General features: G+C 68.9%; 22 protein-coding genes. 8 read left to right on the forward strand and 14 right to left on the reverse strand.

Annotated elements, in window-relative coordinates:
- The first annotated feature begins 85 nt into the window (after positions 1–85).
- On the forward strand, positions 86–1,000 hold the full coding sequence (locus GON04_RS18395; RefSeq protein ID WP_157399475.1) for a LysR family transcriptional regulator: 915 nt from the start codon (positions 86–88) through the stop codon (positions 998–1,000).
- Positions 976–2,016: a methionyl-tRNA formyltransferase gene (locus tag GON04_RS18400; protein ID WP_338051006.1), complete on the forward strand. Its 1,041-nt coding sequence runs from the start codon at positions 976–978 to the stop codon at positions 2,014–2,016. The genes GON04_RS18395 and GON04_RS18400 overlap by 25 nt, the downstream gene beginning before the upstream one ends.
- Here GON04_RS18400 and GON04_RS18405 read toward each other — a convergent pair.
- Positions 1,967–2,911, reverse strand: coding sequence for a LysR family transcriptional regulator (locus tag GON04_RS18405; RefSeq protein ID WP_157399476.1), 945 nt, complete (start codon positions 2,909–2,911; stop codon positions 1,967–1,969). The genes GON04_RS18400 and GON04_RS18405 overlap by 50 nt on opposite strands.
- A gap of 133 nt (positions 2,912–3,044) precedes the next feature.
- Between GON04_RS18405 and GON04_RS18410 the strand changes: the two genes are divergently transcribed.
- The 3 genes from GON04_RS18410 to GON04_RS18420 are packed head-to-tail and all read left to right on the forward strand — an operon-like array spanning position 3,045 to position 5,172.
- Complete coding sequence (locus tag GON04_RS18410) at positions 3,045–3,365, forward strand: HAD family hydrolase (RefSeq protein WP_157399477.1); 321 nt, start codon at positions 3,045–3,047, stop codon at positions 3,363–3,365.
- 9 nt (positions 3,366–3,374) lie between these two features.
- Positions 3,375–4,142, forward strand: a complete 768-nt coding sequence (locus GON04_RS18415; protein ID WP_157399478.1) for a fumarylacetoacetate hydrolase family protein — start codon at positions 3,375–3,377, stop codon at positions 4,140–4,142.
- A 22-nt stretch (positions 4,143–4,164) separates the two neighbouring features.
- On the forward strand, positions 4,165–5,172 hold the full coding sequence (locus tag GON04_RS18420; RefSeq protein ID WP_181653653.1) for a 2-dehydropantoate 2-reductase: 1,008 nt from the start codon (positions 4,165–4,167) through the stop codon (positions 5,170–5,172).
- Between the two features lie 150 nt (positions 5,173–5,322).
- Here GON04_RS18420 and fdhF read toward each other — a convergent pair whose 3' ends face one another.
- From fdhF to oxc, 6 genes are all read right to left on the reverse strand, one after another.
- The gene (gene fdhF, locus GON04_RS18425) at positions 5,323–8,160 is read right to left on the reverse strand and encodes a formate dehydrogenase subunit alpha (RefSeq protein ID WP_157399479.1); all 2,838 of its coding nucleotides are present in this window, start codon (positions 8,158–8,160) and stop codon (positions 5,323–5,325) included.
- A 10-nt stretch (positions 8,161–8,170) separates the two neighbouring features.
- Positions 8,171–9,865 carry an NADH-ubiquinone oxidoreductase-F iron-sulfur binding region domain-containing protein gene (locus tag GON04_RS18430; protein WP_157399480.1) on the reverse strand — a complete coding sequence of 565 codons (1,695 nt, stop codon included), beginning with the start codon at positions 9,863–9,865 and terminating at the stop codon, positions 8,171–8,173.
- A gap of 16 nt (positions 9,866–9,881) precedes the next feature.
- The gene (frc, locus tag GON04_RS18435) at positions 9,882–11,129 is read right to left on the reverse strand and encodes a formyl-CoA transferase (protein ID WP_157399481.1); all 1,248 of its coding nucleotides are present in this window, start codon (positions 11,127–11,129) and stop codon (positions 9,882–9,884) included.
- A 95-nt stretch (positions 11,130–11,224) separates the two neighbouring features.
- Positions 11,225–11,677, reverse strand: a complete 453-nt coding sequence (locus GON04_RS18440) for a PAS domain-containing protein (RefSeq protein WP_157399482.1) — start codon at positions 11,675–11,677, stop codon at positions 11,225–11,227.
- A 55-nt stretch (positions 11,678–11,732) separates the two neighbouring features.
- Entirely contained in the window at positions 11,733–13,010 is a 1,278-nt protein-coding gene (gene frc, locus GON04_RS18445) for a formyl-CoA transferase (protein WP_157399483.1), read from the reverse strand.
- Between the two features lie 32 nt (positions 13,011–13,042).
- Positions 13,043–14,773 (reverse strand): oxalyl-CoA decarboxylase, encoded by a 1,731-nt coding sequence (gene oxc / locus GON04_RS18450; RefSeq protein ID WP_157399484.1) that lies wholly within the window; start codon positions 14,771–14,773, stop codon positions 13,043–13,045.
- A 155-nt stretch (positions 14,774–14,928) separates the two neighbouring features.
- Here oxc and GON04_RS18455 point away from each other — a divergent pair, with 155 nt between their 5' ends.
- Positions 14,929–15,537: a Crp/Fnr family transcriptional regulator gene (locus GON04_RS18455; protein ID WP_157399485.1), complete on the forward strand. Its 609-nt coding sequence runs from the start codon at positions 14,929–14,931 to the stop codon at positions 15,535–15,537.
- 25 nt (positions 15,538–15,562) lie between these two features.
- Here the strand turns inward: GON04_RS18455 and GON04_RS18460 are convergent, their stop codons facing one another.
- The 4 genes from GON04_RS18460 to GON04_RS18475 all read right to left on the reverse strand — a co-directional run bounded on the left by GON04_RS18460 (position 15,563) and on the right by GON04_RS18475 (position 19,602).
- A complete protein-coding gene (locus tag GON04_RS18460; RefSeq protein WP_157399486.1) occupies positions 15,563–16,396 on the reverse strand; it encodes a cytidylate kinase family protein in 834 nt (277 codons plus the stop codon).
- A gap of 21 nt (positions 16,397–16,417) precedes the next feature.
- Positions 16,418–17,947 (reverse strand): tripartite tricarboxylate transporter permease, encoded by a 1,530-nt coding sequence (locus tag GON04_RS18465; RefSeq protein WP_157399487.1) that lies wholly within the window; start codon positions 17,945–17,947, stop codon positions 16,418–16,420.
- 47 nt (positions 17,948–17,994) lie between these two features.
- Positions 17,995–18,513 (reverse strand): tripartite tricarboxylate transporter TctB family protein, encoded by a 519-nt coding sequence (locus tag GON04_RS18470; RefSeq protein ID WP_157399488.1) that lies wholly within the window; start codon positions 18,511–18,513, stop codon positions 17,995–17,997.
- Between the two features lie 66 nt (positions 18,514–18,579).
- Positions 18,580–19,602 (reverse strand): Bug family tripartite tricarboxylate transporter substrate binding protein, encoded by a 1,023-nt coding sequence (locus GON04_RS18475; RefSeq protein ID WP_157399489.1) that lies wholly within the window; start codon positions 19,600–19,602, stop codon positions 18,580–18,582.
- A 325-nt stretch (positions 19,603–19,927) separates the two neighbouring features.
- On the opposite strand from GON04_RS18475, the gene GON04_RS18480 reads away from it, so the two are divergent.
- Entirely contained in the window at positions 19,928–20,629 is a 702-nt protein-coding gene (locus GON04_RS18480) for a DUF899 family protein (RefSeq protein ID WP_157399490.1), read from the forward strand.
- Here GON04_RS18480 and GON04_RS18485 read toward each other — a convergent pair.
- A complete protein-coding gene (locus GON04_RS18485; RefSeq protein ID WP_157399491.1) occupies positions 20,614–22,056 on the reverse strand; it encodes a cytochrome P450 in 1,443 nt (480 codons plus the stop codon). The two genes, GON04_RS18480 and GON04_RS18485, sit on opposite strands and share 16 nt — an antisense overlap.
- Before the next feature lie 235 nt (positions 22,057–22,291).
- On the opposite strand from GON04_RS18485, the gene GON04_RS18490 reads away from it, so the two are divergent.
- A complete protein-coding gene (locus GON04_RS18490) occupies positions 22,292–22,513 on the forward strand; it encodes a hypothetical protein (RefSeq protein WP_157399492.1) in 222 nt (73 codons plus the stop codon).
- Here the strand turns inward: GON04_RS18490 and GON04_RS18495 are convergent, their stop codons facing one another.
- Together GON04_RS18495 and GON04_RS18500 are read right to left on the reverse strand one after the other, a co-directional pair.
- Positions 22,514–23,299, reverse strand: coding sequence for an alpha/beta fold hydrolase (locus tag GON04_RS18495; protein ID WP_157399493.1), 786 nt, complete (start codon positions 23,297–23,299; stop codon positions 22,514–22,516).
- 7 nt (positions 23,300–23,306) lie between these two features.
- Complete coding sequence (locus GON04_RS18500; RefSeq protein WP_157399494.1) at positions 23,307–23,633, reverse strand: hypothetical protein; 327 nt, start codon at positions 23,631–23,633, stop codon at positions 23,307–23,309.
- Positions 23,634–23,693: the final 60 nt, after the last annotated feature.

Below are 23,693 nucleotides of genomic sequence, written 5' to 3' on the forward strand. Positions count from 1 at the left end.
ACTCTAGGCAGCGGCGGCCGATTGAGGAATCCCCGGCGCGCCCATAAGATCTATTCCTGGCTGGAATGGCCCAGGGGGACGTGCGATGGACAGGCTGCAGGCGATGGAGATGTTCGTGCGGGTGGTGGAGACGGGCAGTTTCTCCAGCGCGGCGCGCGAGTTCGGCACCACGCAACCGACGGCCACCAAGCAGGTGGCGGCGATGGAGGCGCGGCTGAAGGTGCGGCTGCTCAACCGCAACACCCGCGGCGTCAGCCCCACCGAGGCCGGCGCGCTCTACTACGAGAACTGCAAGGGCATCGTGCGGGCGGCCCAGGAGGCCGACGACCTGGTCCAGGTGCGCCAGACGCAGGCCCAGGGCCTGTTGCGGGTGGGCAGTTCGGTCGCCTTCGGCCGTCGCGTGCTGGTCCCGCTGGCGCTGGACTTCATGCGGCAGCACCCGCAGCTCCAGGTGGACCTGAGCTTCGAGGACCGCTACACCGACCTGGTGGCCCAGGGCATCGACGTCGCGGTGCGCATGGGCAAGCTGGCCGACTCGTCACTGGGCGCGCGTTACCTGGGCACCAATCCCTGGCTGGTGGTGGCGTCGCCGCGCTACCTGCGCAAGTACGGCACGCCGCGCCGGCCGGCCGACCTGTCGACGCACCAGGCCCTCATCTACAGCAGCGTGCAGGGCAGCGACCAGTGGCGCGTGGTCTCCCCGCGCGGCGAGGCCATTACGGTGCCCGTCACGGGGCCGCTGCGCTCGAACAACCTGTCGGCGGTGCTGGCGGCGGCCCGCTCCCACCTGGGCATCGCCGCCCTGCCCTGGTACGTGGCCGCCGACTCGCTGGCGGCCGGCACGGTGGTGGAGGTGCTCAAGGGCCACAGCCTGCCGGAGCAGGAGATCCACGCGGTGTATCCCTCGCCCAAGCTCGTTCCGCGCAAGGTCCAGGCCTTCATCGCCTACCTGCAGGGCCGGTTCGGCGACCACTGGTGGGAGCGGCTGCCCAAGGGCTGACACGGGGGCCGGCGGGGCTCCCGCTTTGCCACAATGGCGGATTCGCAAGGAGAACAACCATCGCACGCATCGCGTTCATCGGCCAGCAGGACTTCGGCAAGGCCGTCCTCGACGCCTTCATCGCCCGCGGCGACACCATCGCCGGCGTGTTCTGCATCCCCGACAAGCCGGGCGCCAAGCCCGACGCGCTGAAGCAGGATGCGCTGTCCCTCGGCCTGCCGGTCTTCACGTTCGCCAGCCTGCGCAGCAAGGAGGCCGAGCAGGCCATGCGGTCGCTGGATGCCGACCTCGGCATCATGGCCTACGTGCTGCAGTTCGCGCCCCAGGCCTTCATCAACATCCCGCGCCACGGCACGATCCAGTTCCATCCGTCGCTGCTGCCGCAACACCGGGGGCCCTCGTCGATCAGCTGGCCGATCGCGCTGGGCGCCACCAGGACCGGCATCACGGTCTTCCGCCCCACCGACGGTCTGGACGAAGGGCCCGTGCTGCTGCAGAAGACCTGCGACATCGGCCCGCACGAGACCCTGGGCGAGGTCTACTTCAACAAGCTGTTCCCCATGGGCGTCCAGGCCCTCCTGGAAGCGGCCGACATCGTGATGGCCGGCCGCCACGAGGAGCGGCCGCAGGACGAGTCGCAGGCCAGCTACGAAGGCTGGATGCACGACCCCGAGTGCGAGGTCCACTGGCCGCAGCACGTGCGGCTCGTGTACGACCTGATCCGCGCCTGCAATCCGGCACCGGGCGCCTGGACGGTGCTGGGCGGCGAGAAGGTGCGCCTGTACGACTGCCGCATGCACGTGTCGCCGCGCTACGTGGCGGGCCACCGTCCGGGCGACATCGCGCACGTGGGCGAAGACTCGATCACGGTGTGGTGCCAGGGCGGCATGATCGAAGTCCTGAAGCTGCGCCCCGAGGGCGGCGCCAAGGTCGGTGCCGGTGAGTTCGCGCGCAGCCGTGGCCTGGTCAGCGGGACCGCCGCCGCCGCGGCGGCGGTGCCTCCAGCGCCTCGGTGACCAGCCGCTCGCCGTCGGCGAGCAGGAACGACTTGAAGGCCTGGGCCACTGGCGGCAGGTGCTTGCCGCTGCGGTGGACGACATACCAGTTGCCCACCAGCGGCAGCCCCTGCACGTCCAGCACGGCGATGCTACCGGCGCGAAGTTCGCGGCTGATGGTGTGCGCCGACAGGAAGCCCAGGCCCATGCCGGCGATCACCGCCTGCTTGATCGTCTCGGTGCTGCGGATCTCCATCGCGACGTTCAGCTCCTGCAGCCGGGGCCCGAACGCCTCCTGCATCGAGGTCCAGGTGTCGGAGCCCTTCTCGCGCGTGACGAACGGTTCGCGCACGACCCGCGCAAGCGGGATGCGCCGCTTGCCGGCCAGCGGGTGCGCGGGCGCGGCGACGATGACGTACGGGTGCGGCGCGAACGGCTCGTTCAGGGTGTCGGCGTCGACCGGCGGCCGCGCCATCACGGCCAGGTCGGTCTGGTTCTCGGCCAGCTTGGCCAGCAGGTCGCGCCGGTTGCACACGTCGAAGTTGATCGACACGCCTGAATGGCGGCCCGCGAATTCGACCAGCAGGCGCGGCAGGAAGTAGTCGCCGGCGCTGATCACCGCCACGTTCAGGCGGCCGCCGGACACGCCCTTGAACTGCGCCAGGGTCTCCTCCACCTCGCGGAACTGGTCGAGGATGTTGCGCGAGGCACGCAGCATCTCGGCGCCGGCCGCAGTGAGGTGGATGCGCTTGCCCATCTGCTCGAACAGCGGCAGCCCCGCATGCTCCTGCAGCTTGGCGACCTGGATCGAGACGGCGGGCTGGGTGAGGTGCAGTTCCTCCGCGGCGCGGGAGAAGCTCAGGTGGCGGGCGACCGACTCGAAGACCTTGAGCTGGCGGAAAGTGGCGTGGCGCAAGCGTCCCCCTCAGATAAACAATCACTAATGATTTGGATCAAATACTTTAACTGTTAATGATCAACCTTTCTGCCTACATTGGACCTCCCGACGCCGCTCCAGGCGATGTTCCCGACACAAGAAGGAGACGACCTTGCTGCAAGACCTGCACCCCGCCACGGCCGCCGACGCCGCCTCGGAATCGGACCGCCTGGCCTACAACGCCGCGTTCCAGGAACTCGACCTGAACTGGTACTGGGACGCCGCCACCTACGCCCGCGTGCAGCGGTTCGGCCGCTCCGGCCTGCGGTCCTGGCTGGAGACGGAGTACGCACACCTGTTGCGCGCATACACCACCGACTTCCTGGTCGACCTGATCGAGACCACCAAGGCGCGCCACATGGCCATGGCCCGCGCGACCCGCCCGCCCCGGTCGACCGCACCGGCCTGCACCGCCGACCGGCTGGCTGCCTGAGGAGGCCCCATGGAACTGCACTGGGTTCGCTTCGAACGCGGCGGCGAGATCGGCTTCGGCACCCTCGAACGCTCCCGCGTGCGCCCCTGGTACGGCGACATGTTCGCCCACCCCAGGCGCGGCGACGTCACCGTGGCCCTCGACGAGGTGCGGCTGCTCACGCCGGTGCAACCGAGCAAGGTCATCGCGCTGTGGAACAACTTCAAGGCCCTGGGAGACAAGCTGAACCTGCCGGTGCCGGCCGAACCGCTCTACCTGGTCAAGACGCCGAACTCCTACCTCGCCCCCGGTGGGACCATCCGGCACCCGGGCGGCCCCGGCAAGGTGGTGTTCGAGGGCGAGCTGGGCATCGTCATCGGCCGCACGTGCAAGCAGGTGTCCGAGGCCGACGCGCCGGCGCATGTGCTGGGCTACACCTGCGCCAACGACGTGACGGTGGCCGACATCCTCGCGCGCGACGCCTCGTTCACGCAGTGGGTGCGCGCCAAGGGCTTCGACACCTTCTGCCCGTTCGGTCCGAGCGTGGCCACAGGCCTCGATCCCGCCAAGCTGGTGGTGCGCACGCTGCTCGACGGCCAGGTGCGCCAGGAGTACCCGATCTCCGACATGCGCTTTTCCGTCGCACAGCTGGTCAGCCTGATCTCCCAGGACATGACCCTGCTGCCCGGCGACGTCATCCTCTGCGGAACCTCCGTGGGCGTGGGCTCGATGAAGTCCGGCAGCCTCGTCGAGGTCGAGATCGCCGGCGTCGGCCGGCTGAGCAACCGGTTCGAATGATTTTCAACTATCTGGAGTAAGCGTGAAGATTGCCATCATCGGGGCAGGCGCCATCGGCGGCTATGTGGGCGTGAAGCTGGCACTGGCCGGCGAGGACGTGACATTCATCGTACGGGGGGCCAACCTGGCCGCGATCCGGCGCGACGGCATGCGCCTGATCCTGGAGGACGGCACCGAGCAGGTGGCCACCAACGTCAGGGCCACCGACGACTACCGCGAGGCCGGCCAGCAGGACATCGTCATCCTGGCCACCAAGGCCCACCAGGTGCAGGCGGTCGCCGCCGACATCGGCCACCTGTTCGGGCCCTCGACGGTGGTCGTCACGATGCAGAACGGCATCCCGTTCTGGTATTTCCACAAGACCGGCTGCCGCCTCGAAGGCAGCGCCGTGCGCAGCGTCGACGACCAGGGCTCGCTGGCATCCCTGATCCCGCCCGAGCGCGTGATCGGCTGCGTCGTCTACCCCGCCTCGGAGCTCATCGCGCCGGGCGTGGTGCGCCACATCGAAGGCGATCGCTTCCCGGTCGGCGAGCTCGACGGCCGCAGCAGCGAGCGCGTGAAGACCATTGCACACCTGTTCGTGCGGGCCGGCTTCAAGGCGCCGATCCTGGACAACATCCGCGCCGAGATCTGGCTCAAGCTGTGGGGCAACCTCACCTTCAACCCGATCAGCGGCCTCACGCACTCGACGCTGGTGGACATCTGCCAGTTCCCGTTGTCGCGCGAACTGGCCGCCAGCATGATGCGAGAGGCGCAGGAGGTGGCTGGCAAGCTCGGCATCACCTTCCGCGTGCCGCTCGACAAGCGCATCGCGGGTGCCGAGAAGGTGGGCCACCACAAGACCTCCATGCTGCAGGACATCGAAGCCGGGCGTGCGCCGGAGATCGATGCGCTGGTCGGCTCCGTCGCCGAGCTGGCCCGCCTGACCGACACGCCCACGCCGCACATCGACACGGTCTACGCGCTGGTCAAGCTGCTGGCGCGCAACATGGCCACCGGGCCGGCCCGGGTGACACTGCAACCGGCTTAGCAAGCGGCCCAGGCACCGGTGCACGGACAGTGCAACGGTGAGCGGCACGAAAGAAAGGCCAAGACAGTCGCCTGTCTTGGCCTTTTCACTTGGCCCGGCATTCCTTGCGAGCCGGCTGCGGGAGGGTGTCCCCCTCCCCCGCGCTCCCGCTCAGGCCAGCGCGGCCTTCTTCGCCTGCTGCAGTGCCTGTCCGCCGCCGTAGCTGCTCTGCACCGGCGGCTCACCGCCCAGCGTGACACGGATGGCGCAGTACTTGAACTCGGGAATCTTGGCGAACGGGTCGAGCGCCGCGTTCGTCAGCCGGTTGATCGCGGCCTCGTAGTAGCAGAACGGCACGAACACGGCGCCGCGCGGCGAGCTCTCGTCGGCCCGGGCGTACAGCGACACCTTGCCGCGGCGCGACTCGATGGTGACCAGGTCGCCCGGGCGTCCGCCCATGGCATCGAGGTCCAGCGGGTGCACCAGCGCCACCGGATCGGGCTCCAGGGCGTCGAGCACCGCGGCACGGCGCGTCATGCTGCCGGTGTGCCAGTGCTCGAGCTGGCGACCCGTGATCAGCACCAGCGGGTACTCGGTGTCGGGCCGCTCCGCCGCCGGGATGACGTCGGCCGGCACGAAGCGCGCGCGGCCGGTGGGGCGCGGGAAGTCGTCGACGAACACCACCGACTGGCCGGGGTCGCCTTCGTTCGGGCACGGGTACGTGACCGCGTCGTCGCGCTCCATGCGCTCCCAGGTGATGCCCGCGATGCTGGGCATGGTGCGGCGCATCTCGTCGAAGACCTCGGACACGTGCCCATAGTCCCAGCGCAGGTCGAGCCGCTTGGCGATCTCCTGGATGATCCACAGGTCCTGGCGGGCGTCGCCGGGCGGGTTGAGCGCCTGGCGGCCCAGCTGCACCAGCCGGTCGGTGTTGGTGAAGGTACCGGTCTTCTCGGCGAAGGCGCTGGCCGGCAGGATGACATCGGCCAGGTAGGCCGTTTCGGTCAGGAAGATGTCCTGCACCACCAGGTGGTCAAGTGCCGCCAGGGCGTCGCGCGCATGGTTGGCGTCGGGGTCCGACATCGCCGGGTTCTCGCCCATGACGTACATGCCGCGGATGTCACCGTGGTGGATGGCATCCATCACTTCCACCACCGTGAGGCCGGGCTTCTCGTCGAGCGTGCCCGGCGCCAGCTTCCAGGCCTGCTCGAAGCGAGCGCGCGCCTCGGGGCTGCTGACATGCTGGTAGTCGGGGTACATCATGGGGATGAGGCCCGCGTCGGAAGCGCCCTGCACGTTGTTCTGGCCGCGCAGCGGATGCAGGCCGGTGCCTTCGCGGCCGATCTGGCCGGTCATCAGCGCCAGCGCGATGAGGCAGCGCGCATTGTCGGTGCCGTGCACGTGCTGCGACACGCCCATGCCCCACAGGATCATCGACGCCTTGGAGGTGGCGTACAGGCGCGCCACTTCGCGGATGGTGTCGGCGTCGATGCCGCAGATGGGCGCCATGGCCTCGGGGCTGTAGCCCTCGACGTTCTTGCGCAGTTCCTCGTAGCCGCTGGTGCGGTTGGCGATGAACGCCTGGTCGACCAGGCCCTCGCTGACGATGACGTGCATCATCGCGTTGAGCAGCGCGACGTCGGTGTCGGGCTTGAACTGCAGGTAGCGGTGCGCGAAGCGGGCCAGTTCCGAGCGGCGGGGGTCGAGGATGACGAGCTTGGTGCCGGCTCGGGCCGCGTTCTTCATCCAGGTGGCGGCCACCGGGTGGTTCACCGTGGGATTGGCGCCGATGATGATGACGACGTCGGCCTTGGTGACGTCCATGACGGGGTTGGACACCGCGCCGGACCCGATGCCTTCGAGCAGTGCCACGACCGACGACGCGTGGCACAGCCGGGTGCAGTGGTCGACGTTGTTGGTGCCGAAGCCGGTGCGCACCAGCTTCTGGAACAGGTAGGCCTCCTCGTTGCTGCCCTTGGCGGAGCCGAAGCCGGCCAGCGCCTTGCGGCCGTGCGTGTCGCGGATGGCCTTGAGCTTGCCGCCGGCCAGTTCGAGCGCCTCTTCCCAGGTGGCCTCGCGGAACACGTCCATCACGCGGTCCGGGTCCATCACGAAGTCGCCGGTCTTGGGCACGCCGGCACGCCGGATCAGGGGCTTGGTCAGGCGGTGCGGATGGTGCGCGTAGTCGAAGCCGTAGCGCCCCTTGACGCACAGGCGGCCGTGGTTGGCCGGGCCGTCGCGGCCCTCGACGTAAAGGATCTTGTTGTCCTTGACGTTGTAGGTGAGCTGGCAGCCCACGCCACAATACGGGCAGACCGAATCGACCTTCTTGTCGGGCACGTGCTGTGCGGCGCCGCGCGCCGGCTGCAGCGCGCCCGTGGGGCAGGCCTGCACGCATTCACCGCAGGTGACGCAGGTGGACGCCCCCATCGGGTCGTCCATGTCGAACACGATTTTCTCGGCGTCGCCGCGGAACGCGAGACCGATGACGTCGTTCATCTGCTCGTCGCGGCAGGCGCGCACGCAGCGCGTGCACTGGATGCAGGCGTCGAGGTTGACGGCAATGGCGGGATGGGACAGGTCGGCGGCCGGCTGCGCCCGCGATTCGAAGCGCGGCTTGCCTACGCCGGACTTCTCGGCCCAGTAGTCGACCTCGTTGCCGCGGGTGTAGGCGGTCTCGGGGAGGTCGGACAGCAGCAGCTCCAGCACCATCTTCTGCGAGGCGACGGCCCGGTCGCTGTCGGTGGTGACCTTCATGCCGGCCACCGGGGCGCGGCAGCAGGAAGGCGCCAGCACGCGTTCACCGGCGATCTCGACCACGCAGGCGCGGCAGTTGCCGGCGGTCTCCAGGCCTTCCTTGTAGCAAAGGTGCGGGACGTCGACGCCTTCGCGCTTGCACACCTCGAGCAGCGTCTCGCCGGCGCTGGCCGCGACGTCGCGGCCATTCAGACTGAAGGTCACGGCCGGCTCGGCGAGGCGGGCCTGTTCCGTTCGCGTGATTGCGTTCATGGCGGGCTCCTCAGCGCAGCTCGTGCGGGAAATACTTGATGACGCAGTCGACCGGGTTCGGCGCGGCCTGCCCGAGGCCGCAGATGGACGCATCGCGCATCACCTGCGACAGCTCGCCGAGCAGCTGCTGGTCCCACTGCGGCGTGGCGATGAGCTGTTCCGCCTTGGCGGTGCCCACCCGGCACGGCGTGCACTGGCCGCACGACTCGTGGTGGAAGAAGTGCATCAGGTTGCGCGCCGCGGCCGTGGCGGTGTCCTGGTCGGACAGCACCATCACCGCCGCCGACCCGATGAAGCAGCCGTACGGCTGCAGGGTGTCGAAGTCGAGCGGGATGTCGTTCATGCTGGCCGGCAGGATGCCGCCCGAGGCGCCACCCGGCAGGTAGGCATAGAAGGCATGGCCGTCCTGCATGCCGCCGCAATACTCGTCGATGAGCTGCTGGATGGTGATGCCGGCCGGCGCCAGCTTCATGCCCGGGTCCTTCACGCGGCCCGAGACCGAGAACGAGCGCAGGCCCTTGCGGCCGTTGCGGCCCTGCGAGGCGAACCACTCGCCGCCCTTCTCCAGGATCTCGCGCACCCAGTACAGGGTCTCGAAGTTGTGCTCCAGCGTCGGACGGCCGAACAGCCCGACCTGCGCCACGTAGGGCGGCCGCAGCCGCGGCATGCCGCGCTTGCCCTCGATGGACTCGATCATCGCGGACTCCTCGCCGCAGATGTAGGCGCCGGCGCCGCGGCGCAGCTCGATGGCGGGCAGCGTCACCGGCGGGTTGGCCTTGAGCTTCTCGAGTTCGGCCTCGAGCAGCGCGCGGCAGCCGTGGTATTCGTCGCGCAGGTAGATGTAGATGCGGTCGATGCCCACGGCCCAGGCCGCGATGAGCATGCCCTCGAGGAAGCGGTGCGGGTCGCGCTCGAGGTAGATCCGGTCCTTGAACGTGCCGGGCTCGCCCTCGTCGATATTCACCGCCATCAGGCGCGGGCCCGGCTCGTTGCGCACGATGCGCCACTTGCGTCCGGCCGGGAAGCCAGCGCCGCCGAGGCCACGCAGCCCCGACCCTTCCATGGTCTTGATGACGTCCTCGACGGCCACCTCGCCGTTGATGCAGCGGCTCAGGAGCGAATAGCCTCCCGCTTTCGCGTATTGCGCGAGGTCGGTGTAGGGCTCGGGCTCGTGCCGCGTCGCGCCGGCCTGCACCTTGGCGACGACCGCCTCGCAGCTGGCGCGGGGCACCGGGTTCTGTCCGACCACCGCCACGGGCGCCTGTTCGCAGCGGCCCACGCAGGGCGCCGCCAGCACACGCACCTCGCGCCCCAGCAGCGCGGGCAGCTTGGCCATCAGTTCGCCGGCGCCTGCCATCTCGCACGACAGGCTCTCGCACACGCGCACCGTGAGCGGCGCCGGCGCGTCCTGGCCCTCCTTCACCACGTCGAAGTGGTGGTAGAAGCTCGCGACCTCGAAGACCTGCGCCTGCGCCATCCTCATCTCCTGCGCGAGCGCCGCCAGATGCGCCGCCGGCAGGTGGCCGAAATGGTCCTGGAGCTTGTGCAGGTGCTCGATCAGAAGGTCGGGCTGGCGCGAGGCGTCGCCCAGCAGGCGCTGCACGTCGGCCAGCGCCTGCGGCTCGACCCGGCGCCCCTTGGGGGCTTCGCGCCGTCGCTGGCGGGAGACTTCCTGGACGGCGATGGGAATGACGGGATGGTTCATTGTTGTGTGTTGGGCGTCACAGCACACCCTCGGTGCGCAGGCGCTCGATGTCGCTGCCGCTGTAGCCCAGCTGCCGCAGCACCTCCTCGGTGTGCTCGCCCAGCAGGGGCGAGCGCGTCACTTCCGTCTGGCTGTCCGACAGCTTGATCGGATTGCCGACGGTCAAATACTTGCCACGCGCCGGATGGTCGACCTCGACCACGGTGCCCGTGGCGCGCAGCGACTCGTCCTCGGCGATCTCCTTCATCGACAGGATCGGGCCGCAGGGGATGTCGAACTCGTTGAGGATGTCCATGGCCTCGAACTTGGTCTTGGTCTTGGTCCATTCCTCGATGCGGTCGAAGATCATCTTCAGGTGCGGCAGGCGGGCCTGCGGCGTGGCGAAGTGCGGATTGGTGATCCAGTCCTCCTCGCCGATCACCTTGCAGATGGCAGGCCAGACGGCGCCCTGCGTGATGAAGTAGATGTAGGCGTTGGGATCCTTCTGCCAGCCCTTGCACTTCAGGATGGAACCCGGCTGGCCGCCGCCCGACGCGTTGCCGGCCCGGGGCACGGCCTCGCCGAATTCGATCTCGGGGTACTGCGGGTACTCGCGCAGCTCGCCCGTGCGCTCCAGGCGCTGCTGGTCGCGCAGCTTGACGCGGCACAAGTTGAGCACGGCGTCCTGCATGGCCGCCATCACCTTCTGGCCGCGGCCGGTCTTCTCGCGCTGGAACAGCGCGGTGACGATGCCAAGCGCCAGGTGCAGGCCGGTGCCGCTGTCGCCGATCTGCGCGCCCGTCACCATCGGCAGGCCATCAGGGTCGCCGGTGGTGGAGGCCGCGCCGCCGGCGCACTGGGCGACGTTCTCGTAGACCTTGCAGTCGACGTAGGGGCCGGGCCCGAAGCCCTTGACCGACGCGAGGATCATCCTCGGATTGGTCTTCTGGATGTGCTCCCAGGTCACGCCCATGCGGTCCAGCGCGCCGGGCGCGAAATTCTCGACCAGCACGTCGCAGTGCCTGATCAGCGAGTCGAGCACCTCGCGGCCGGCGGCCGTCTTGGTGTTGAGCGTGATCGACCGCTTGTTGTGGTTCAGCATCGTGAAATAGAGGCTGTCCACGTCGGGGATGTCGCGCAGCTGGCCGCGCGTGGCGTCCCCCTCGCCGGCTCTCTCGACCTTGATCACGTCGGCGCCGAACCAGGCCAGCAACTGGGTGCAGGTGGGTCCGGACTGGACGTGGGTGAAGTCGAGGATGCGAATCCCTTCAAGCGCTTTGGTCATGGTGTTCCGAGAGGGTGCCCGGCAGGACGCCGGATGCGAGGAAGCAGCGGGCGCGAGCCCGCGGTCAACTCTCCATTATCGGGCGCACGCCCAGCTCACGGCTGGGCTGGCCCACCCGTTCCACGGACCTGCATCTCCAGTTCCGTGAGGCGCTTGCGGAGATTGCGGTCCTCCGCGAACCGCGCGCTTTCGTCGCGCACCGCCGCCACGATGGCGGCCACCTGGCCAGCCGCGTCGCGCAGCAGGGCCACGGTGAAGGCGATCGACAGCGGCCGCCCTTCCTTGTGCAGGGCCGGTACCCGCAGCACGTCGTTGCCATAGCGCGTGAGGCCGGTCGCCATGGTCTTGTCATAGCCGTCCCAGTGCCGTTGGCGCTGGCGCTCCGGGATGATGAGATCCAGCGACTGGCCCAGGGCCTCCTGCTCGCTGAAGCCGAAGATGCGCGTTGCCGCAGCGTTCCAGTACGTGATGACCCCCTTGGGATCGCACACCACCACTCCGTCGCCGATGACCTCGACCAGCTGCTTGTAGTCCACGGTTCCTTGCATGGTTGTCGTCCTGTGCGAAAACGGCGGCGGAGCCGGGGCCCCGCCGCGAGTTCTGTCAGACCACCTTCATCGCGTGCATCGTCGCGATCTGGTCCTTGCTGTAGCCCAGCTCGCCCAGGATCTCGTCGGTGTGCTGCCCCAGCAGCGGGGACGCGGTGACCTGCGGCTTGAGGTCCGAGAACTTGATCGGCGAGCCGACCGTGTAGTAGCTGCCGCGCACCGGGTGCTGCACCTCGACGATGGAGCCGCTCTTGCGCAGCGACTCGTCACGCAGCAGTTCCTTCATCGACAGCACCGGGGCGCACGGAATGTCGAACTTGCGCAGCACGTCGACGGCCTCGAACTTGGTCTTGTCCTTCAGCCAGTCCTCGATGGTGGCGAAGATCTCGGTGATGTGCGGCTGGCGCGCCTTGGGCGTGGTGTAGGCCGGATCGGTCTTCCACTCGGGCTTGCCGATGGCGTCGCAGATCGGCTCCCAGGCGTGGCCCTGCACCGTGAAGTAGATGTAGGCGTTGGGGTCGGTCTGCCAGCCCTTGCACTTCAGGATCCAGCCCGGCTGGCCGCCGCCGCCAGCGTTGCCGCCGCGCGGGGTGACCTTGTCCTTGAAGGCATCCATTTCGTGCGGGTACTGGGGGTACTCCTCCAGGTAGCCCAGGCGCTCCAGGCGCTGCTGGTCGCGCATCTTCACGCGGCACAGGTTCAGCACGGCGTCCTGCATGGACACGGCCACCTTCTGGCCCTTGCCGGTCTGCTGGCGGCCGATGTAGGCGGTCAGGATGCCGATGGCCAGGTGCATGCCGGTGTTGGAGTCACCGAGCGCCGCGGCCGAGATCGTCGGCTCGGAGTTCTCGCCCTTCCACCAGCCGGTGGTGGAAGCCGAACCGCCGGCGCACTGCGCCACGTTCTCGTAGACCTTCAGGTCCTCGTAGTGGTGGCCGTCGCTGAAGCCCTTGACGGACGCCAGGATCATCTTCGGGTTGAGCTGCTGGATGTACTCCCAGCTGAAGCCCATGCGATCGAGCGCGCCGGGGCCGAAGTTCTCGACCATCACGTCGCTTTCCTTGATCAGCTTCTCCAGCACTTCCTTGCCGGCAGGCGTCTTGGTATCCAGCGTCAGGCCGCGCTTGTTGCTGTTGAGCATCGTGAAGTACAGCGCGTCGGCATCGGGGATGTCGCGCAACTGGCTACGGGTGACGTCGCCGGCACCGGGACGCTCCAGCTTGATCACGTCCGCGCCGAACCAGGCCAGCAACTGCGTGCAGGCAGGGCCGGCTTGCACGTGGGTGAAATCGATGATCTTGATGCCCTTCAGGGGCAGGTTCTGGGTGCTCATGGTTAGCTCCTGGTGATTCTGGTTGGAGGTGCTCAGGCGGCTGCCTTCTTGGCGGCCGCGGGATTGAGGCTGGTGATGCGGCCGCTCTCGGTGCCGGCCGTCTCGTCGATGATGGCGTTGATGAGGGTCGGCTTGCCCGACGCCACGGCCTCGTCGATCGCCTTCTGCAGTTCCTCGGGGGTGGCCGCGCGCACGCCGACGCCGCCGAAGGCCTGCATCATCAACTCGTAGCGGGAGTCCTTCACGAACAGCGTGGGGGCCATGTCGGCGCCGCCGCTCAGGTTCTTGTCGGTGCCCTTGTAGATGCCGTTGTTGTTGAAGACGACGACACACACCGGCAGGTTGTAGCGGCAGATGGTCTCGACTTCCATGCCACTGAAGCCGAAGGCGCTGTCGCCCTCGATGGCGATGACCTGCTTGCCGGTGACCACGGCGGCGGCGACGGCGAAGCCCATGCCGATGCCCATGATGCCCCAGGTGCCCACGTCGAGGCGCTTGCGCGGCTCGTACATGTCGACGATGGAGCGTGCGAAGTCGAGCGTGTTGGCGCCCTCGTTCACCACGATCGCGTCCGGGTTGGCCTTGACCGCGTTGCGCAGCACGTTGAGCGCGCTGTGGAAGTTCATCACCGGCGGGTTCTTCGACAGCGTCTCGGCCATCTTGGTGAGGTTCTTGTCCTTGCGGTCGGCGATGGCGCCGGTCCAGTCGGCCGGCGGCTTGCTCCAGCCGGACCCCATGGCCTTGTTCAACTCGCCGATGCACGAGCCGATGTCGCCCACCAGCGGCGCGGCGATGGCCACGTTGCTGTCCATCTCGGTCGGCGAGATGTCGATCTGGATGAACTGCTGCTTGCCCGCTTCCTTGGACGAGGCGCCGCCCCAGGTCTTGCCCTTGCCGTGCGACAGCAGCCAGTTCAGGCGCGCGCCGACCAGCATCACGACGTCGGCTTCGGCCAGGACGTAGGAGCGCGCGGCGGAGGCCGACTGGGCATGGTTGTCCGGCAGCAGGCCCTTGGCCATGGACATCGGCAGGTAGGGGATGCCGCTCTTCTCGACGAAGGCACGGATCTCGGCGTCGGCCTGTGCGTAGGCGGCGCCCTTGCCCAGGATGACGAGCGGCTTCTTGGCGCCCTTGAGCAGGTCGACGGCGCGCTTGACGGCGTCGGCACCGGGCAGCTGCTTGGGCGCCGGATCGACGACCTTGATCAGCGACTTCTTGCCGGCATCGGCGTTCATGGTCTGCGCGAACAGCTTGGCCGGCAGGTCCAGGTAGACGCCGCCGGGACGGCCCGACAGCGCGGCGCGGATGGCGCGCGCGATGCCGACGCCGATGTCCTCGGCGTGCAGCACGCGGAAGGCCGCCTTGCACAGCGGCTTGGCGATGGCGAGCTGGTCCATCTCCTCGTAGTCGCCCTGCTGCAGGTCGACGATCTCGCGCTCGCTGGAGCCCGAGATGAGGATCATGGGGAAGCAGTTGGTGGTGGCGTTGGCCAGGGCGGTGAGGCCGTTCAGGAAGCCGGGCGCCGACACGGTGAAGCAGATGCCGGGCTTCTGGGTGAGGAAGCCGGCGGCGGCGGCGGCATTGCCGGCGTGCTGCTCGTGGCGGAACGAGATGACCTTCATGCCCTCGCCCTGCGCAATGCGCAGGAAATCGGTGATGGGGATACCGGGCAGAGCGAAGATGGTGTCGATGTCGTTGAGCTTCAACGCATCGATGACCAGATGGAAACCATCCGTCTCTTTAGCTTGCGTTTCACTGGTCATGCTTAGTCTCCAAAGTTGGGCTGCAGGTTCATTTGCAGCGCGGCGTTATCATAGGAATCGCGGTTTCCGTTCTCCATTGACCGCGGTCAATTTTTGAAAGATCCAGCGCGATTCCCGAGGGTGCGAAAGCCAGGCCCCGGCAGCGATCCGGCTCCATGACTTCCATCGACGAGCATTCCGACAGGAACATCATCCGCGTCCAGTTGCGCCAGAACGCGGTGCTCAAGGGGATCAACGGGGAACAGAGTGCGGAGCTCGAGCCGCACCTGTCCATCCTCGAGTGCAACAAGGGCGACGTGCTCCTCGAGCAGGGTGTCTACGAGATGCACCAGTACTTCGTGCTGGACGGCATCCTCAAGCGGGTGGTGAGCAACGCGGAGGGGCACCAGATGATCCTTCGCTTCGCCGCCGAGAGGGACATGGAGACCAGCTACGCCGCCTGGAAGCTCGGCTCGCGCACGCCCTACAGCATCGTGGCCGTGACCAAGACGCGGGTGGCCGTGCTGCCGATGCCGCAGTGGGAGCAGTTCCTCGCCCGTCACGAAGAGATCCGGCGCTCGTTCGAATACCTCGTGATGCAACTCATGAGCGACGTGATGGCGCACACCATCACGCTGCACCTGCTCGATGCGCCCGGCCGCTACAAGCGCTTCGTGCGCCGGCATCCCGACCTGCAGGAACGCATCCCGAAGAAGGAACTCGCTTCCTACCTCAACCTGTCGGCCGAGACGCTGAGCCGGCTGAAGCAGCGCGGCAAGATCTGAGGGCGGCACGACACACCCGCTGGGGTCAGGTCTTGGCGGACGCGAAGCGGCGCGTGATGGACATGAGCCGCAGTTCGTTGTCGACCTTGCCGACGCCGGCCACCGTGGCGGCCACGCGCGCCGCCTCGGCGCTCTCGGCGGCCGTGAGCACGATGCCGCGCAACACGACGCGGCCCTGTACGGCCTCGATGCTGATGTCGACGGCCTGCGTGGTCGGCTGCTCCTTGAGCGCCGCACGCACCGCGGATTCGAGCGCCAGGTTGTCCAGCACTTCCCGCGAAGCCTCGGTTTCCTGGAACTCCGGCCGCCCGGCCAGGTGCAGGATCTGCTCGACGCAGCTGTCGATGGACAGCCGGTCGGTGTTGAGGACGACGTCGTACAGCAGCGGGTCACCCCAGGTGACGCCGAACTGGGCGTGCATGCGGGCCGCGTGCGCGGCATCGCTGCGCCGAACCTCGGCCTCGGCCATGGCCGCGTCGTCGGTGTCCAGCTTGTCCATCAGCCACTGCACGCGCTGCTCGAACGGGCGGGTGACGCGCACCCGCACCGCGTGGCGCACCGGGCGCAGCAGACAGGTGGCGCCCCAGCCGCGCAGCACGATGTTGCCGCGCGAGGCCAGCGCATAGACCTCCTGGGCCGTGTAGACAGCCACCCGGCCGGGATCGGCCGCGAACCGCTCGACGATGCCGGCCTTGCCCTCGCGCAGACGCTTGACCAGGCTGGTGGGAACGTCCAGCTTACCGGCGACGTGCTCGAGGACTTCGTGGCGCAGCACCTGCAGTTGCGCCACCTCGGCGAGGCGCAGCGCCACGTCCTTGGCGAGCGACCCCATTTCCTGGGTCAGTGCGATGACGGGCATGGCGGGCGCCTCGGTGAAGGGTCAGTCGACCGGTTGCTCTTCGGCGATCAGGGGCGCCTTGGGCGGGCGCACCTTGGCGATCAGCTTGCTGATGATCGGCCAGCCGAGCAGCACCAGGGCCAGCGTGGAGATCGAGCCGACCAGGGCGTTGGACCACAGGACGCCGAGGCTGCCCTGGGACACCAGCATCGCCTGGCGGAACGAGTCCTCGGCCTTGTCGCCCAGCACCAGGGCCAGCACCAGCGGCGCCAGCGGGTAGTCGAGCTTCTTGAACACGTAGCCGATGACGCCGAAGCCGAGCATGAACCAGACGTCGAGCATCGCGCTGTGCACGGTGTAGGCGCCGATCGCGCAGATCACGATGATGACCGGGGCCACGATCGAGAACGGGATGCGCAGGATGGCGGCGAAGAACGGCACCGTGGTGAGCACCACCAGCAGGCCGACCAGGTTCCCCAGGTACATGCTGGCGATCAGGCCCCAGACGAAGTCCTTCTGCTCGACGAAGAGCAGCGGGCCGGGTTGCAGGCCCCAGATCAGCAGGCCGCCCAGCAGCACGGCAGCCGTCGGCGAGCCGGGAATGCCCAGGGCCAGCATCGGCAGCAGCGCGCTGGTGCCGGCGGCGTGCGCAGCGGTTTCCGGGGCGACCACGCCCTCGACCTGGCCGGTGCCGAACTTGGCGCCGTCCTTGGACATCTTCTTGGCCAGGCCGTAGGCCATGAACGAGGCCGGGGTGGCGCCGCCGGGGGTGATGCCCATCCAGATGCCGACCAGCGCGCTGCGCAGCGACGTCACCCAGTAGCGGGGCAGTTCCTTCCAGGTCTCGAGCACCACCTTGGGGTTGATCTTGGCCGACTTGCCGGAGAACGCCAGGCCCTCCTCCATCGACAGCAGGATCTCGCCGATGCCGAACAGGCCGATCACGGCGATCAGGAAGTCGAAGCCGCGCATCAGGTCGGGGATGCCGAAGGTCAGGCGCAGCTGGCCGGTGACGGTGTCCATGCCCACCGCGGCCAGCGCGAAGCCGATCGCCATCGAGGCCAGGATCTTGGCCGGCGAGCCCTTGCCCATGCCGACGAAGCTGCAGAAGGTGAGGAGGTAGACCGCGAAGAACTCGGGCGGGCCGAACTTCAGTGCGAACTTGGCGACCAGCGGCGCCAGGAAGGTGATCATCACCACGGCGACGAAGGCGCCGACGAACGACGAGGTGAACGCGGCGGTGAGCGCGGCCCCTGCCCGCCCCTGCTGCGCCAGCGGGTAGCCGTCGAAGGTGGTGGCCACCGACCACGGTTCGCCCGGGATGTTGAACAGCACCGAGGTGATGGCGCCGCCGAACAGCGCGCCCCAGTAGATGCAGGACAGCATGATGATCGCCGAGGTGGGCGACATCGTGAACGTGAGGGGCAGCAGGATCGCCACGCCGTTGGCGCCGCCCAGTCCGGGCAGCACGCCGATGAGGACGCCCAGCACGATGCCCACGAGCATGAGGAGCATGTTCATGGGCGTGAGGATCACGCTGAAGCCGTGGAAGAGTGCGCTGAGTTCGGCCATGGGGATAGGCTCTGGTCTTTAGGGGTTGTCGGGGGCGGCGCGCGGGATCAGAGGCCGACCAGCTGCAGCGGGTTGAACGCGCCCTTGTACAGGGGCACCTTGAACCACACTTCGAAGAGCATGTAGAACAGCACCATGATCGCGACCGACAGCGCGATGCTGCGGCCCTTGGGGTACTTGCCCAGGGTGATCATGAAGACTGCGATGTAGATCGCCGAGGCGACGTACAGGCCGATGATCTGCATCACCAGCACGTACACCAGCGCCGGCACCAGCACCTGCATCACGCGCTTGAACTGCTCGCCGTCGACGAAGCTCTCGGTGTTGCGGCCCTTGCCCAGCAGCGACTGGTACAGGATCACCGCGCCAGACACGCACAGGATGACGCCGATGTAGAACGGGAAGTAGCCCGCACCCGGGCCGTCGCTGGTCCAGCCCGAGCCGAGCGACTGGCTGCCGAAGATGACAACCAGCCCCAGGCCGATCACCAGCGCCGCGACGACGGCCTCGACGATGTGGGTGGGTGCGCCGGCGCTCTCGGCCTGCGCGGTTTCGCTGCTGTGCATGGTGGGGGAGGCTCCTGGTCTGGTCTGCGGGGAAAGGCGCCACGCCGCCGGCGTGGCGCCGGGGGATCACTTGGCGAGGAAACCCGCGTCCTTCATCAAGTCGCGGTGCTGCTGCTCGGCCTTGCCGAGCCAGCCGGCGAACTCGTCGCCCGTCATGGACGTCTGGTTGAAGGCACCCTTCTCCATGTAGTCCTTCCACTCGGGGGTCTCGCGCACCTTCTTCATCATGTCGACGTAGAACTGCGTCTGCTCCTTGGTCACGCCGGGCGACATGAAGATGCCGCGCAGCATGGTGTATTCGGCCGGGACGCCAGCCTCCTTGCAGGTCGGGATGTCGCCCCAGGACTGCTTGTCGGTGACCTTGGCCTGGTAGGACAGGCGCTTGCCGTCGAACACGCACAGCGGCCGCAGCTGGCCGGCGCGCCACTGCGCCACGGCCTCGATCGGGTTGTTCACGGTGGAATCGACGTGCTTGCCCACCAGCTGCACGGCCACCTCGCCGCCGCCCTTGAACGGCACGTAGATGAACTTGGTGCCGGTGGCCTTCTCGAGGCCCACGGTCAGGATCTGGTCTTCCTGCTTGGAGCCGGTGCCGCCCATCTTCATCTTGCTCGGGCCGGCAGCCTTGGTGGCGTCGACATATTCCTTGGCGGTCTTGTACGGCGACTCGGCGTTAACCCACAGCACGAACTGGTCGAGCGCCATCATCGAGACCGGCGTCATGTCACGCCAGTTGAACGGCACGCCGGTTGCGAGCGGGGTGGTGAACAGGTTGGAGAGGGTGACCACGATCTTGTGCGGGTCGCCCTTGGAGTTCTTGACGTCGAGGAAGCCCTCGGCGCCTGCGCCGCCGGACTTGTTGACGACGATCATCGGCTCCTTCATGAGCTTGTACTTGATGACCACGCCCTGGATCAGGCGGGCCATCTGGTCGGCGCCGCCGCCGGTGCCCGCGGGCACCACGAATTCGACCGGCTTGGTGGGCTCCCACGCAGCCTGCGCGCTGGTGGCCACGAGGGCCGCAGCAGCGGCGATGGCGCCCAGCCCCGCACGGGCCATGATGTTCTTCAGGGTGATCGCTTTGGTCATCTGCTTGTCTCCTGTACGTGCTTGGTCTGCTCGTGCACACGCCAGGGTCCTGGCAAGGTGCGCAGACGAGATGGTCCTCGCGAGGTGGTTCGAAAACTCTTGACTGCGGTCAAGAGTTGCCGGCCCTTCAGGGTTTATCCGGAGGTGACCGAATGGTCACGCGCGCCGGTCGAGATGCATGCCAAAGACCGCGAAGTGAGTAGCGGGATGGAGCCCTTCGTCGTCACGCTCGAGATAGGCGTTGCAGGCGCGTTGCATCTGATTACCGACACTCGCGCTGGTGGCCGCAGGACCCGTCGCTACGCTGGCGCGCAGAGGAATTCACATGCCCGACCTGCAGCCCGCGCCCGACCTGGCACGCCGCGCCAGCCATCCCTACCCGAACGACAGCCCCGCCTACCGAGAGGCGCGCACGCGCCTGCTGGCCGAGGAGATCGAGTTGCGGCGGCAGATCGAACGGGTCGCCGCCATGCGCCGCGCGCTGCCGCTCGGCGGCGAGCCGCCGGCCTACCGGTTCCGCGACGAACAGGGCCGCACCGTGGGCCTGGCAGACCTGTTCGGGCCACACGACACGCTCATCACCTACTTCTGGATGTACGGCCCGCAGCGCGAGCGCCCCTGCCCCATGTGCACGTCGCTGCTCGGCTCGCTGGACATCCCGGCCCGTGACCTCGCACAGCGCGTGTCCCTGGCCGTCATCGGCCGCTCGCCGGTGGAACGGCAGCTGGCCTTCGCGCGCGAGCGCGGCTGGCGCAACCTGCGCTTCTTCGCCACCGTCGGCGACGACTTCGCGCGCGACTACCGCGGCCTGGCCGACGACGGTGAGGAGTGGCCGGCGCTCGACGTGTGGGTGCGCCGCGCGGGCAAGGTCCACCACTTCTGGGCCGGCGAGATGGCCGGCACCGCCGACCCCGGGCAGGATGCGCGCGGCGCGCCCGACCTGGCGCCCCTGTGGACCCTGCTGGACCTGACGCCGGGCGGCCGCGGCGCCGACTGGTATCCCCGGCTCGACTACCCCGCGGACTGAGAAGCGGCGCCGGCCGCCCCGCCCGCCCGCTCGCGCAGGCGCATGCGCAGGTTCTCCGGCGCCATCACGAAGGTGAACTTCTCGTGCGGCTCGCCGCCGCCGGGCACGCCCACATCCTCCAGCTCGAAGCAGGACAAGAGCATGGCGGCGGCCATGCGGATCTCCGCCAGGGCGAGGTAGCGGCCCGGGCACATGCGCGGACCGGCGCCGAACGGCATCGAAGCCTGCCGCAGGCCGGTGGTCCCGACGGGGGCGGTCCACCGGGACGGCTGGAAGCTCGCGGCCTGTTCCAGCACCGCGGCATCGATGGCAGCCGGCCGCATGACGCACATCACGTAGGCCCCGCGCGGCACGAGCACGTCGCCCACCAGCGCTTCCTCCATCGCCTCGTTGATGATCAGCGGCGCCACCGGCTTCAGCCGCATGGTCTCGTATGCGCAGGCCTGGATGGCATCGAGGCGGCCCAGCTGCTCGAACGCGCGCACCTGGTTGTCGCCCGCCAGCACGGCGTCGACCTCGGCGCGCACCACGGCCGCCTCGCGCGGGTGGCGGAACAGCAGCCAGATCATCCAGGCCAGGGTGCTCGCGGTGGTGTCCTCGCCGGCCAGCAGCATCGTGAAGACGTTGCCCGAGACATCCTCGTCGTTCACCCCGCTGCCGGGCCGGTCGCGCGCGGCCAGCAGCGCCTGGATCAGGTTGCGCGGCCGCTCGCGCAGCTGCGGCTGGTCCGCCAGTTCGGCGCGGGCCGCCGCGATGAAGTCGCGCACCGCCGCCTTCAGCGCGCGCAGGTGGCCCTCCAGTGCCCGGTCGGGGATCCAGTGGCGCACGTCCACCGGCGCCAGCAGCCGCCGCAGCAGCACCGGGAAGATCACGTTCAGGTGCTGCTGGATCGTGTCCACGCCCTCGTCCTCCAGCGTGTTGAGGTTCTTGCCGAAGGCGAGGCTGGTGGTGATGTCGACCGTGTAGCGCATCAGCTCGGCCAGCAGGTCGAGTTCGCGCCCGGCGCGCGCGGCGGCCTCCCAGCGTCGCCGCAGCCGCTCGGTGACGTCTGCCATGGCAGGCAGGAAGGCGCGGATGTGGCCGGGGTCCAGGCCCGCCAGCACCATGGGACGCTGGCGGCGCCAGGTGTCGCCGTTGGCGGTGAACACCCCGACGAAGCCGAGATCGGCCGCGATCTGCTCCAGCCGGTTGGTGCGGTGGAAGGCGTCGGGCCGGCGGCGCAGCACCGAGGCGATCACCTGCGGGTCGCTCACCGCCAGGTACTCGCGCGACGCGATCCGGAACCGGAAGGCGGCCCCGTACTGCCGCGCCCAGGCTTCGAGCTGGTGGTGGAACGTCTCGGGCCGGATGTCCAGGGCATTGCCCACGACCGGCCAGCCGGCCGGTCCCGGCACCTCACCCAGCTTGCGCATCGTCGTCGCCGTCATCGCTGCCCTCCTCCAGGTGGCCCCAGCGGGCCAGCACGGCCCGCCGGCGGGAGGGCCATCGTGCGCCTGCGGGGCGCCGGTGGCAGCGAGGTCATTCCCTAGGACGGCGGGTCTCCTCGACAAGGCCCCGCGTACGTCTGGACACGAACACTGCACCCGGTAACAGGCACGGCTGGGCAGGCATGTCGGACACTTCGTACACCGCGCGCAGCCTGGACCTACACCAAACGCCTTCATGAACGAGTACTGCCCCCAGCCGATCACCCAGCTCCAACTCCCCGGCACCGTGCGGCTGCTGCTGGCGATCGCCATCCCGGTGGTGGCGGCCCTGGCGGCGGCGTTCGGCAGCAGCACTGCCCGGCACGCGCTGTGGGCCATCCCCGAGGTCGCGATGCAGCCCGAGCTGGTCGCGACATCGCTGCAGACCTGCCTGCGGGAAGCACCCACCCTCCTGTGATCAGGCGGCAGCCGCCGCCCTGGCCTGCCCCACCACCGACCGGATCGCATCAAGCACCAGTTGCGGCTGCGTCCACTGCGGGAAATGCCCGCTGCGCCGCGCCACCACCTGCAGTCCCAGCGGCGAAAGCCGCGCCAGTTCCTTCTGGTGCACGCGCTTGCTGCGCAACGCGCGCCGCGGCACCAGCCAGTGCGGCGGGTCGGTGCCGCCCGTGATCACCGCCAGCGGCACCGCCGGGAACGGGCCCGCGGCCTGCACCTGCGCGGCCGTCGCATCCAGCCCGGCCAGTTCGTCGCGCAGGCTGCCACGCACCTGGGCCGGCGGCAACGCCAGCATGCGGCCCAGCACCGCGGCGAGTCGCCCCTCGTGGCCCCGCACCAGTCCCCGGTCGTCGAGATGCAGCGATTCGACCAGCACCACGCCGGCAACGTCCTCGGAGTAGCGGCGCGCGAACAGTTGCGCGTGCAGCCCACCGAGCGAGTGGCCGACCAGCACGTAGGGCGGCCCCACCCCGAGCGACTCCGCCAGCGCGCGGACGGCCTCGACCACCACGGCCCCGCTCTGCGGCTCGTGCGGGCCGCTGCTGCGTCCGACGCCGGGCCGGTTCCATGCCAGCGTGCGCGCGATGCGCTCAAGGCCCGGGTACAGCCGGCCCCAGCCGTCCAGCGGGACGCCTGCACCGCTGAACAGCAGCAGCGCCGGCGCGGCGTTGCCGGAAAGGACGTACTCGATGGTGCGGGCGCGCAGCTGCAGCCTCTGCTTGCGCGGCAGCCGGGTGGGCGGCACCCGGCGCTCAGGCCCCGCCGATGCCGACGTCGACCTTGCCGGTGCCCTCGCAATCGGGGCAGGCCGCGCCGTTGAGGACGCCCGTGCCGCCGCACAGGCGGCAGATGTCCTCGCCGGAGCCGGGCGTGCCGGCGGGCACCTCGCCGCCGGGCGCCGTCGGGGGCGTGGACGTGCCGGGCTGGGCCCCGGCTACGGCGGCGGTGGTCTGGTCCGGTGCACCGGGCGAGGCCGGCGTGCGCACGGCCAGGTCGATCGACGCTCCCGGGTCTTCCTCGCCCGCGACGGATTCGTCCAGCCCATTGGGCGGTGGGGGGCGGGTTCGTTCGTCAGGCATGGCGCACCTCGGACAGCGTGCGTCCATCGTAGGCAGGCGCCCGCGGCAGCAGGCGTAGGA

It is taken from the genome of Ramlibacter pinisoli (assembly GCF_009758015.1).
Lineage (GTDB): Bacteria > Pseudomonadota > Gammaproteobacteria > Burkholderiales > Burkholderiaceae_C > Ramlibacter > Ramlibacter pinisoli.